Source organism: Lapidilactobacillus bayanensis (assembly GCF_003946695.1).
Taxonomy (GTDB): Bacteria; Bacillota; Bacilli; order Lactobacillales; family Lactobacillaceae; genus Lapidilactobacillus; species Lapidilactobacillus bayanensis.
Map to the genome: position 1 here is coordinate 1 of NZ_RHOX01000003.1, position 12,411 is coordinate 12,411.

Below are 12,411 nucleotides of genomic sequence, written 5' to 3' on the forward strand. Positions count from 1 at the left end.
GACCGCGATTTTCCTCCGGCACTGACAAAAGAGATGTGAGGGTGTGATTTAACTTTAAATTTGTACTTTTCAAAATTTGGGGGTAATTCAACCACTCGTCAATTCAGCGCTTGTGCAAAGGTTGCTCTCTTATCAGATTAGTGGCGGCGAAAGAATACCGCTCAGTAGTGACATTATTGTTGGTGATTTATCACCTACAATAAGGTTCGTATTTGAGACGATTTGTACTTTAATCGGCTCAAATCGACGCCCACTACGTTCCAGCGCAAAGTATTATTTTGCCGCCACAGGCCCCCACTATTTCCATTTCCAACCTTTGCGTAAGCGCGAGGAAGCACAACATAACAGTTTTAGTTTCCACTGTTTTGATTAGTTCCAGCGAAAGTATTTATTTTCCCTCACGGAACGCGCAACATCCCATATGCAATCGTTGCGCAAGCGCGAAGAAGCGCAACACAGCAGCTTGAATCGTTAACGCATTTGTTACGACTACATCAAAAAAAGAACCGGGATTTTTGTCCCGGTTCTTAGTTGTTTTAAAGGTCATTATCTGACTTTTTTTACGCCAATGTTTGCGGCGAATGTAGTTAAACACTTCGCATGCAGTTTTTAACTATATTCCGCTCAAATTGTTGTTGAGATAAGATTTTGTGGCCGCTTATTCAACGAAATAGGCCATGGCATAATCATCAACCCATTGTCCGTTGAGATAAAATTCATCGTGACGCTGGCCCTCTTGAACGAAGCCGTTTTTTAGATAAAACTGGTATGCCTCCGGATTACTACTTAAAACGTTTAACGAGATTTTGTGGATACCGGCGGTTTGAGCTTCCTTTTTTAAAGCGGACATGAGCTGACTGCCAATTCCTTGATGCTGGTGATTCTGAGCAATACTAATCCCAATATCCCAAGTGAAACGCATCGACTCAAAAGGCGGCCGGGGATTAAACGAAATAATGCCCACGGGTTGTTCGTCCAATAAGGCAATGAATTGACTACCGGGTTTGAAATGCTTTTGATAGTCAGCAATGCTGATGTAGTGAACGGGACCGGGATTATTACGATCGTTCCAAACGGAATTTTCAATGGTGATTAAGCTGGGATAATCGCTTAATTGGGACCAGCGATAAGTGAGTTTTGTCATAAAATTCAGACCTTATTTCAAAATAGATTTGGTTAACTCAACGACTTTTTACCAGTATAAAGTTGGTAATATTCGCCTTGTTTAGCGATTAGTTGTTCGTGATTACCTTGCTCGATGATGCGGCCATGATCGATGACAAGAATTAAATCTGAGTTAGCAATTGTGGACAAACGGTGGGCGATGACAAAGGTTGTCCGCCCCTTCATTAAGTTATCCATCCCAGCTTGAACCATACGTTCAGTCCGCGTATCAATGCTTGATGTTGCTTCGTCTAAGATCATTAATGGTGTGTCAGCGACATTTGCCCGGGCAATGGCCAATAATTGGCGTTGTCCTTGAGATAAGTCAGAACCATCGCCATCGATTTTAGTATCATAGCCTTGACTTAATTCCTCAATGAATTCGTCAGCATGGGCTAACTTAGCCGCTTGCTCAACTTCATCATCGGTTGCAGATAAACGACCATAACGGATGTTCTCGCGCACTGTTGTCGAGAATAGATTCGTTGCTTGTAAAACGATTGCCATTGACCGCCGTAAATCATCTTTTTTAATGTTTTGAATGTTGATACCATCGTAAGTAATCGTGCCTGAGTTAATTTCGTAGAAACGATTTAACATGCTACTAATCGTCGTTTTGCCGGCACCGGTTGCACCAACCAGCGCGACTTTCTCCCCAGGTTCAACCGTAACGTTAATATCATGAAGAATTGTTTGCCCAGGTAAGTAGCCGAAGTTAACATGGTCAAAAATAATTCGACCGCGAACGGGTACTAATTGATCCGAACCGCCAGCTTGAGGAACACGCCAATTCCAATTGTTCTTGGTACCGTCTTGCGCCGTTTCGAGCGTGACGTGTCCAGCATCAACTTCGACAGGACTATCTTCCAATTGAAAAATCCGTTCAGCACCAGCTAACGCTAAGACAATCGAATTCAACTGCATTGAAATTTGTGAAATTGGTTGGCTAAACGACCGACTTAATTGTAAAAAGGCTGCAATAGCACCAAGCGTTAACGTTGACCAACCATTAATAGCGATAATGCCACCGAAAATAGCAATTAAAACATACAGAACGTTACCGATATTACCCATAATTGGGAATAGCATGGTGGCGTAAGCATTGGCCTTAGCGGAATCAGCCTGATATTCTTGATTAAAAACATCAAAGTCTGCCTTAGCTTCTGTTTCGTGAGAGAAGACCTTAATAACTTTTAAACCATTAAGCATTTCTTCAACGAAGCCGTTGACTTTACCTAATTGCTTCTGCTGTTCTTTAAAGTAGTGACTACTGCGTGTGGTCAAGACCCGGACAACGCCAATACTTAATAAGAAGATGAAGAGTGTGACTAAAGTTAGCAGTGGACTTAAGGCAATCATGCCGATCATCACAAAAGCTAACATGAAGACCGAGTTCAAAAATTGGGGGATACTTTGCGAGATCATTTGCATTAGTGTATCAACATCGTTTGTATAACGGCTCATAATGTCGCCATAATCGTTTTGATCGAAGTAAATAATCGGCAAACTCTGCATGTGGACAAACATGTCGTCCCGGATTTTTTTCTGCAACCGTTGGCCTAATACTGCCATGATTTGAGTGTAAAGTAAGGTGCCAATTACACCAACTAGATAGATACCGGCCATGATCAAAATTGCCCGGAATAACGGTGCAAAGTTAGGCGCGCTTTGCTTGAGCATTGGTGTGATGTAATCATCAATTAAGTTTTGTAGGAAAAGTGAACCACGCACGGCTGCCGCTGCACTGACAATAATACTCACGACACCGATAATAAAAGGAACAGGATAAGTGCCGACGACGAATTTTAATAGACGAATTAGCGTCGTACTGCGTTTAACCTTGGTTTGGTTTTGCATTTTAGCATCCATTAGTTTTCGTCACCTGCCTTTTGTTGGAACTCGTAAATTTCACGGTACATTTGATTGCGTTGCACTAATTCCTCATGGGTCCCGACATCTTGAATTTGACCATGATCCATGACAATAATCTGATCAGCATCCTGAATAGAGACAATTCGCTGTGAAATGATAATCTTAGTTGTTTCAGGTAGGTCTTCCCGCAATCCTTGGCGAATCTTCTGCTCAGTATGGGTATCAACGGCAGAAGTAGAATCGTCAAGAATTAGAATCTTAGGGTTCTTCAATAAAGCTCGGGCAATCGTCAAGCGTTGTTGTTGACCACCTGAAACGTTGTTACCACCTTGTTCAATATATGTGTGATAACCATCATCAAATTCGTTGATGAAATCGTCGGCCTGAGCAATTTTGGCTGCCCGAATTACTTGTTCATCCGTTGCGTTTTCATTACCCCAACGTAAGTTTTCGGCAATCGTCCCAGAGAATAGAATACTGGTTTGCAAAACCATCGCCACATTATCCCGTAATGCCTTGAGATCGTAATTACGAACGTTGTGACCACCAACGACAACCTTACCGTGAGTCGTGTCATAAAGTCGCGGAATTAATTGTACCAGCGTACTTTTACCAGAGCCGGTTTCACCAATAATACCGATGACTTGACCAGATTTAATTTGTAAGTTGATGTCTTTTAGAATTGACCGCTTGGCGTCCGCATAGTTGAAGTTAACGTTTTGGAAGTCAATGCTACCATCTTCAACGTCAGTCAGAGCGCCCTTTTGATCAGTGATGGTGGGTTGGTCGCGTAGGACCTCGACAATTCGATCACCGCTGGCTTGTGAGAGTGATAATTGTGTAAAAATCATTGCCAAGAAACTCATACTGAACAAAATCTGATTAGAATAAGAATACATACTGACTAATTGACCAGTTTGAAAAGTACCGCCGACAATCATCTTGGCACCAAACCAAGAAAGCAATAGCAATGAGGTGTTAACAACTAATTGCATTGCCGGACCATTCATGGACATGATCCGTTGTGCTTTCGTGAAGACTGTTGCGATGCCTTTAGAAGCAGACTTGAATTTCTCTTCCTCTTCATTTTTACGGACATAAGTTTTAACGACGCGAATACCACGCACGTTCTCACGAACAACGCGATTCAAGGTATCGTAACGCCGGAAGACAATGCGGAATAATGGCCGGCCAAAATGGAGAATCGTAACCAAAATAATGGCTAGAATAGGGACCAGAATAACAAAAATCAAAGCTAACTGGCTGTTAACGTTAAAAGCCATCACAATTGAGAAAATCAACATCAATGGTGCCCGCACTGCTTGACGAATTAACATTTGATAAGCGTTTTGCACATTGGTAATATCTGTGGTTAAACGTGTTACCAAACTTGAGCCGGAGAAGCGATCGATATTCGTAAAAGAAAAACCTTGGATATGATAAAACAAGTCGTGCCGCAGGTTAGTCGCAAAACCGGCGCCGGCGTGGGCAGAAGTCCAACTAGCACTAGCACCACAAACAAGAGAAACGATCGACATGGCTAGCAGAATTAAACCATAGTGGATCACATAGCTTTGATTACTCTTCATTAAACCGTTATCAATAATATTTCCCATTAAATAGGGAATAAAGATTTCGATACCAACTTCCGCCGTGACAAACAAGGGCGAAAGTAAGGATAACTTACGGTATTGACGAACAGAATGCAATAGGGTTCGGAACAAATGTAAAACCTCCAATACAAAAAAGTGTAACGCGATTTGCACTTAAGCGGAGTCCTTGCCGTGTTAAGAAGGACCCAGGATAAAATATCCCAGATCCTCCTGAATTATAAATTGAAAATATATGCACGGAAAAGTTATCGTTAAAAAACACGCTTATAAATAGCTTACTCTTTTTGTGCGTAAATGTGCTGTACCAAACTTATTAAAAAACACTTAAAAACAATCATTGTATTGGTCTAAACCAATTAATGACATTCAGTCCCATACTGTCATTAATTGATCACCTCAGCGCTGAATTGCCTTATTGACTGTATGATTATGCATTTTTAAGTTCTTCTAAAGCGGTACTGTCTTTAATCGTGATGGTATGCCGTTCTTGATTAATTAGCGCACGGTCACTGAAAATGTGCAACTTTCGGGAAATGGTTTCAGGTGTTGTGCCCAGAAAACTTGCGAGTTCTTTTAATTTCATCGGTAGGACAATTTGGTCATTATTCTTAATTTTGGCCAAATCTAATAAGTACGTGGCTAAACGCTGCTCAACAGAATCATGATTCAACAATTGATTTTGTTTTTCTAAGGCCGCAATTTTTTCGGCATTACTTTTTAGCAATTTCAAGGCGATACTCGGATAATTTTCCAATAGTTGTTGGAATTCACTGGTGGCAATCGTGCAGACAGCCGAGTTCTTGAGTGTTTCGACGTACAGTTCTTGATTCTGCACACCGAAAAGATTCTTTTCACCTTCGAAATCGCCGGCATCAAGTACGCTGAGCAGCTGTTCCTTACCGCTAGCTGACAATTGATAAGACTTGGCAGCACCTGCCGCGACAATCACGAGTTGACTTGGTGTGTTGGGACTAAGAATAACTTCACCCTTCTGGAAGTGATGATGGACAACCAGGCTTGATATCTTTAAGAGTTCGTCATGATCCAATTGTTCAAAGATTGGGACGATTTCTGCGCAAATATGTTCAGACATTGGATGGCTCCTTTACTATGCGACGTTAATTTAATGTTCCGTGGTACTAGAAATAATTTTATGACCGAGATCAGTAATCAATTGCTTCAACTCAGCTGCCGAAGTTTGGAATAGATTGAATTGAATGACTAACTTATTTGTTTTGAAGAAAGCAGCCACTTCACCAACACCATTATGGGCCTCAATTGTATCTTGAAGTTTTTCAAATTCAGTAATTGTAGCAATCGGTTCAAGTACAATTGTTAATTTCTCCATGAAAAACATCCTTTCCTTTTATAATTCTAGTCCAAAATTGTGATTATGAGAAATGATTAGTTTACCCACAAAAAAAGCCAAGGTGAAAGCCTTGGCTTGAGAAGGGTACTAAAACTGTTATGTCGTGGTTCTTCGCACTTGCGCAAAGGTTGCATATGAAACATGCGAGTGCCGTGGTGGAAAATAGATACTTGTCGCTGGAACGTGGTGGACACTGCTTGATTAAGATAGTGGAAACTAAAACTGTTATCTATCCCTTCTTCGCACTTGCGCAAAGGTTGCATACGAAACGTGCGAGGTGCCGTGGTGGAAAATAAATACTTGTCGCTGGAACGTAGTGGGCGTCGATTTGAGCCGATTGAAGGACAAATCGTCTCAAATGCGAGCCTTATTGTAGTCGATAAATCGTCAACAATAATGTCACTACTGAGCGGTATTTATTTTCCACCACTAAACAAGCGAGCGGGCAACCTTTGCGCAAGCGCTGAGTTGACGAGTGGTTGAAGTACCCCCCCTAAAATTTTGAGAAGTACAAACTTGATGTTAAATCATACCATCACATCTCTTTCATCAGTGCCGGAGGGAAATCGCGGTCAGCCGCGGAATTGTTGTTAGTGGTTTACCACTTACAACAAAGCTTGAGTTTGAGACGAATTGATTTTGATTCGGCTCAAACCAAGCTCGCAGCGTTCCACCAGCGTATTTTCCGTAGGCACGAAGAAGCTCAACATGACAGTTCTAGGACTAAATACTTATAACTAAGTTTGGATTTTATTTGGCTTAAAGTCGAGATCGCAGCGTTCCACCAGCGCATTTCCCGCAGGCACGGAGAACTGCGACGTGACAGTTATCGACTTAAATATTTCGAATTCGAAAGCAGTAACAATTTTAGAACCAGCTCTGAATTTGTTTGAAGAGACTGGTGAAGAAATTGCCAATAGCGGCACCGATCTTTTGGAGTAGATTACGATTTTCTTCAGTGTTGAGCTTGCTAAAAATATCTTTAGCGCCATTTTGAATATTATTGGCCACTTTTGCAGCCTGATTCTTAAAACTAGCAGAATCTAACGCACCAGAATCACGAATTTTAATCAACATATTGATGATTTCTGTTTTTTGATTATTAGTGATGACATTCGTTAAATTGTTATTTTCAATCTGATTGTTAACGATGGTGGTAATTTGGTTGTTGGTTACGTCACTGCCTTTGGCGGCCATTTCTTTTTTGGCCTCGGCAACGGCATTATTTAGTTGTGCGTCAGAATAACCACTTTTATCTTTATTGGCTTCAGTAATGTCACTTAAGGTGGACATTTCATTTTGCGCAGCAGTTACTTGACTTTGGTTCAAGGTACTGCCGTTCTCTGCAAAAGCAGCATAAACGCCGGCTAACGCGCCAGAGCCGTCGATTGGTGTGGCAGAAGTGACGTAAATGTTAGCGTCGGTTACGCCAGCAGTAACGGCGGCATTTTTGTATTGATCGGCAGTGATAGTGGTGACGTTATTTTGGCCATTGTAGTTGAGAATTTTGACATTAATTCCTGAACCAGAACTTGTCTTTTGGACCATGGCACTGGACCAAACGCCGGAATTCGTAGTGAAAGTTGTGCCAGAAGGATTTAAGTATTTAACGAGTGTCGAGCCGTCAACCGTGATGGTGCTGTAATCAGAGCCGTTCAAACTTGCTGTTAGCGTGTTGAGCGTACCTTGCTTTTGACTTGCTGTTAGTGATGTTCCTAGAGTAACGACCGGCTCTGACCAATCATCAGTTGCGGCGTGGGTTGTTTGTGAGTGACTCATGGAGAAGCTAACGACACCAATTGTTATCGCTGCTAATATTAAAAAAATTTTCTTCAAGCGCATCTTTTTACCTCATATTTCTATATTTATGGTCGCTTAATTAGGCTGAACGCCGCATAATCGGCCATGACTTTAACGCCATTATAACAAAGCTACGAAAATAGCGCGGCTGCTATGCACTATCTTTAAGCTCTGCTTAATAAAAATCAGTCTTAAGATTGAGAATGGGTCCAACTTTGGCACAACAAAACAAGTTGGTTAAAACTAGGGTGTGAAGTGAACCCAAATATTGGCCAAATTTTTAAGCAAACAAACTGAGCGTTAAAATATTTTCAATCTGATTTACTTAAATGACAACAAAAAACTCATTCAGCGGGCAACTGAATGAGTTTTTTTAGGAAGAATAGAATATAAGTTGGCTTAGAAATAAACGGGCATTTATTTCTAAATTTTTAATTGAATTGGGCAAATTCAATTAAGGGTTGAATCAACTTAGCACGCAGCTAGAGTTGATCTTGGTTAGTCTTAATTGCGGGCAACAATTAAGATTAATGGGTTTCATTTTAAGGGGAGGAATAAAATGAAGAAAATTAGCAATTATTTTTGGGGTGTTAGGCTACAAACCTAGCAAGAAACGTTGGCAATTGCCAACTTGGAATTATGATTCACTTGTAACAATCACCTCTGCTTTCTATGTTGTTAACTATACTCAGCAGGTGTGAAAGAATCATAATGAAAAAAAGTTCGTTCTAGGTTGAAACTGTGATGAAATTGTGAATGCGTTATTTGTTAGTAGCACCGTGCTATTTTGGCAGTGACGGTTTGATAAAACTATTATGCTACACTTCTTCGTACCTACGGGAAATGCGCTGGTGGAACGCTGCTTTTTTGACGTGCACAGTTGAGAATAGTAGACGTCTTTTTTTATCCGAACGTGACGCCGAAATTTGAAAGGGGTAATTGTAATGGCAGTTTATATTGAAAAAATAAAAGCACGGGAGATTTTTGATTCACGAGGGAACCCTACTGTTGAAGCAGATGTTATTCTTTCTGATGGTGCATTGGGACGCGCAGAGGTTCCTTCGGGTGCCTCAACTGGTGAGAACGAGGCCGTTGAATTGCGTGATGGTGGTACTCGTCTTCAAGGTAAAGGCGTTTCAAAAGCAGTCGCCAATGTCAATACAGAAATCAGTGACAAATTGCACGGTGAAGATCCCTTTAACCAAGCACATATTGATCAATTGATGATTGACTTAGATGGGACTGCTAACAAGGGACGTTTAGGTGCTAATGCGATTCTAGGCGTCTCTATGGCCGTTGCTCGAGCTGCAGCTAATGAATCGCACCAGCCACTTTATCGTTATTTGGGTGGTACAGATTTGGAGTTGCCACAAACATTCCATAATGTGATTAATGGCGGTGAACACGCTGATAATGGTATTGATATTCAGGAATTTATGATTACGCCAGTTGAGCGGACAAGTTTCCGTGATGGTTTTGAAAAGATTGTTAACACCTACCATACTTTGAAACAAGTTATTGACGATGCTGGCTATTCAACTGGTTTAGGTGACGAAGGTGGTTTCGCACCTGATTTGAAGTCTTCAGAAGAAGCCTTACAAATGTTACATGATGCCATTATTAAGGCTGGTTACACACCTGGTAAGGAAATTGCCATCGCTTTTGACGCTGCTTCATCATATTTCTTCAATCGTGAAACAAAGAATTACGATTTTGAAGGTAAGACTTACACGCCTGAAGAATTAGGTGCTTATTACATTAGTCTATTAGACAAATTCCCAGAGATCATTTCAATTGAAGATCCATTTAGCGAAGATGATTGGGGCAACTTTGTTAAGTTCACTCAACAGTATGGCAAGCGCGTGCAAATCGTTGCCGATGATCCTGTTTGCACGAATCCGGCTTTAATTCGTGATGCGGTTGAAAAAGGTATGGCCAACTCAATTTTAATTAAATTAAATCAAATTGGGACAGTCACCGAAACACTTGAAGCAATTCGAATGGCGCGTAAGAATGGTTATACAACGATGATTTCACATCGTTCTGGTGAAACTGGCGATACTTTTGTTGCCGATTTTACAGTTGCAACGAATTCTGCACAATTGAAATCCGGCGCACCTGCTCGTTCTGAGCGTGTTGAGAAATACAATCAATTATTGCGAATCGAAGAAGAATTAGGTGCAGATGGTACTCGCTTGGCCCATTTCCCAGATAACGTTAAATTCGACTAGTAATTAAGTTGAATCGTATTATTCGCCGCTGTTTTGTTGATGTCGGTAAATTAGAACTGCTGTGATTGCGGTTCTTCGTGCCTACGGAAAATACGCTGGTGGAACGCTGCGAGTTTGATTTGAGCCAAATCAAAAACCAATTTGTCTCAAATACAAACTTTCTTGTAAATGGTAAACCATTAACAAGAATACCGCGGCTGACCGCGATTTCCCTCCGGCACTGACGAAAGAGATGATATGGTGTGATTTAACCGCAAATTTGTGCTCCTGAAAATTAGAAGTACTTCAACCACACGTCAATTCAGCGCTTGCGCAAAGGTTGCCATCTTGCTGGCTTAGTGGCGGCGAAAGAATACCGCTCAGTAGTGACATTATTGTTGCAGACTTGGCTGTTACAATAAGGCTTGTCTTGGAGACAATTTTGCAAAAATTGGCTTCAAGCAACGCCCACTACGTTCCAGCGCTAAGTATTCTTTCGCCGCCACGACAACGCGCCACGTTCCGTATGCAACTTTTGCGTAAGCGCGAAGAATGTCAACAAAACAGTTTTAGTTTCTACTATGTTTGGTTTGCAATGCCCACGACATTCTAGCGCTTTGCCGTAACGACAACGTACCACGCTTCATGAGCAACCTTCGCACAAGTGTGAAGAACCGCAAAATTAAAACAAGTCCCGTTCAATTAATTTTGAACGGGACTTGTTTTATCATTAAGTTTAATTATAGTAGGCGTAAATGATCATGGTTTTTTGTTAAAAGTTGTTGGAACGGTTTTTGGTTAATGATTTGTTGACAATTACCCATGCGATCTTCAACGATTTGATCAAATAAATCGCGCTCGACGCGGCCTTCGATTAAAATACCATCACCGTCAATATTGTGCCGATAATCAACTAGGACTGTTGAAGGTGTGCTGCGAACATTTAGTTCACTTGCCAATTGCCGATCAGCCTCACAAAGATCTTTTACGAGTTTGCTTTGGCGATCCTCATTGAATGTATTGTTTTCGAGTTTGGCTTCAGATGCCGCTTGATTGATGAGTTCATCTGAATATTTCTCATGATCTTTATTAATGTATTTTTGAAGATTGAGTAAAAACTCACGCGCTTTTTTCTTACCTTGAAACGAGGCGGCCTTATAATCTAACAATGATTGATAGGTAATCGTGGCGATATGATTGCGGAGTTCCAAATCATGTAAGTCCAAATTCGAGCGTTTAAGATAATCAGTCACAATTTGCAAATTAGTCAGCGGTACGACGTTGATTCGCTCTTTCTGCTGATGGTTGTTAAGGCTCTGAATGATATTACGTTCTGTATCAAGACAGACACCACCAATCGGATTAACGAACATAAAAACTTCTAACAAAGTGTTTCCTCCAGTATAAAAAGAAAGCCAAATAATAAGTAATAAACCCGGCGAACAAAAATAACCCAATTAAATATCGATAAAAGCTATTCTAGCGTGAATGATAGAACATTTCAATTTATCTGTCTGGAATTAGAACAAAATCCCACTTCCGTTCAATTCGCGTTGCTATAGAACAAAAGTCTCAGTGCAAATACCTTAACAGCACACACTACGCAACCAAAATTTAATCAAAGAAAATCAGCAGATTGATTAGCGAATTCGATCCAGCTTTTATTCCGCTGTGATTCATAATTTTCTGAGTTCAACGTCTTTTAGTGATACTGGACGCTATTAACGATAGTTTTGCGCAGCACGTTCAACCTTATTGACGACAGGAGATTGAGGAATTTGTAGTTGCCGCAACAAATCGACAAAGAATTTTTGAGCCGCTGCTGGCGTTTTTGTCTCTAACTCAAGTTCATAATCCCGCTGACCATTAGGATAAGTCGTGCAATCAAGCGTCAGTTCACCAACCGGCAAAGTTGCGACGCGCCTTTGCGTAATTGCGGATGCAAAAATTGTTAAGTCATTCAACTTAATTTGACGTTTAGATAAGGCTTGAGCAACGTGTCCGGTTGTCAGCAATTTCTTTTTTAAAGCAACGTCACGGGTCAATGGGTCCGTGATTTCGAATAAATTATGATGGACGGCTGAGTTTTGTGACGCTGGAACTTTTAAAGTTTGCTCCGCACCAGCATCGAAAATTCGTAAGCGCAAGCCAGAGTGCTGCTGATATAATTGCTGATCCGCTGTGTCGAAATAATAATTTGTTTGCGTAAAAGCAGGAGCAAAGTTAAATAATTGCTGAATTTGAGCAAACTGATCAGCCGTTACTAAGTTTTTCAATTCAACTTCTAATTCCGCCATAACGAACCTCCAACCCGTATTCTAGCATGTTTGTGCTAATTTTAAAGAAATCTGATTTGCCGGACGAGTTAGAGGGGGTGAGGTGG

General features: G+C 41.0%; 10 protein-coding genes. 2 read left to right on the forward strand and 8 right to left on the reverse strand.

The window, feature by feature from the left end; all coding sequences use genetic code 11:
• Window positions 1-658: 658 nt before the first annotated feature.
• The 5 genes from EKM65_RS01685 to EKM65_RS01705 all read right to left on the reverse strand — a co-directional run bounded on the left by EKM65_RS01685 (window position 659) and on the right by EKM65_RS01705 (window position 5,997).
• Complete coding sequence (locus EKM65_RS01685) at window positions 659-1,144, reverse strand: GNAT family N-acetyltransferase (protein WP_125604858.1); 486 nt, start codon at window positions 1,142-1,144, stop codon at window positions 659-661.
• Between the two features lie 32 nt (window positions 1,145-1,176).
• Window positions 1,177-3,033, reverse strand: coding sequence for an ABC transporter ATP-binding protein (locus EKM65_RS01690; RefSeq protein ID WP_125604860.1), 1,857 nt, complete (start codon window positions 3,031-3,033; stop codon window positions 1,177-1,179).
• Complete coding sequence (locus EKM65_RS01695) at window positions 3,033-4,760, reverse strand: ABC transporter ATP-binding protein (RefSeq protein ID WP_125604862.1); 1,728 nt, start codon at window positions 4,758-4,760, stop codon at window positions 3,033-3,035. Before EKM65_RS01695 ends, EKM65_RS01690 begins: the two co-directional genes overlap by 1 nt.
• A gap of 316 nt (window positions 4,761-5,076) precedes the next feature.
• Window positions 5,077-5,742, reverse strand: coding sequence for a Crp/Fnr family transcriptional regulator (locus EKM65_RS01700; RefSeq protein ID WP_125604864.1), 666 nt, complete (start codon window positions 5,740-5,742; stop codon window positions 5,077-5,079).
• A 30-nt stretch (window positions 5,743-5,772) separates the two neighbouring features.
• Complete coding sequence (locus tag EKM65_RS01705; protein ID WP_125604866.1) at window positions 5,773-5,997, reverse strand: hypothetical protein; 225 nt, start codon at window positions 5,995-5,997, stop codon at window positions 5,773-5,775.
• A gap of 306 nt (window positions 5,998-6,303) precedes the next feature.
• On the opposite strand from EKM65_RS01705, the gene EKM65_RS01710 reads away from it, so the two are divergent.
• Window positions 6,304-6,501, forward strand: a complete 198-nt coding sequence (locus EKM65_RS01710; protein ID WP_125604868.1) for a hypothetical protein — start codon at window positions 6,304-6,306, stop codon at window positions 6,499-6,501.
• A gap of 384 nt (window positions 6,502-6,885) precedes the next feature.
• Here the strand turns inward: EKM65_RS01710 and EKM65_RS01715 are convergent, their stop codons facing one another.
• The gene (locus tag EKM65_RS01715) at window positions 6,886-7,797 is read right to left on the reverse strand and encodes a DUF1002 domain-containing protein (RefSeq protein ID WP_225420373.1); all 912 of its coding nucleotides are present in this window, start codon (window positions 7,795-7,797) and stop codon (window positions 6,886-6,888) included.
• Window positions 7,798-8,762: 965 nt separating this feature from the next.
• On the opposite strand from EKM65_RS01715, the gene eno reads away from it, so the two are divergent.
• Window positions 8,763-10,049, forward strand: a complete 1,287-nt coding sequence (eno, locus tag EKM65_RS01720) for a phosphopyruvate hydratase (RefSeq protein ID WP_125604872.1) — start codon at window positions 8,763-8,765, stop codon at window positions 10,047-10,049.
• Between the two features lie 719 nt (window positions 10,050-10,768).
• Here the strand turns inward: eno and EKM65_RS01725 are convergent.
• Together EKM65_RS01725 and EKM65_RS01730 are read right to left on the reverse strand one after the other, a co-directional pair.
• A complete protein-coding gene (locus EKM65_RS01725; protein ID WP_125604874.1) occupies window positions 10,769-11,416 on the reverse strand; it encodes a DsbA family protein in 648 nt (215 codons plus the stop codon).
• Window positions 11,417-11,749: 333 nt separating this feature from the next.
• The gene (locus tag EKM65_RS01730) at window positions 11,750-12,325 is read right to left on the reverse strand and encodes a CYTH domain-containing protein (RefSeq protein ID WP_125604876.1); all 576 of its coding nucleotides are present in this window, start codon (window positions 12,323-12,325) and stop codon (window positions 11,750-11,752) included.
• Window positions 12,326-12,411: the final 86 nt, after the last annotated feature.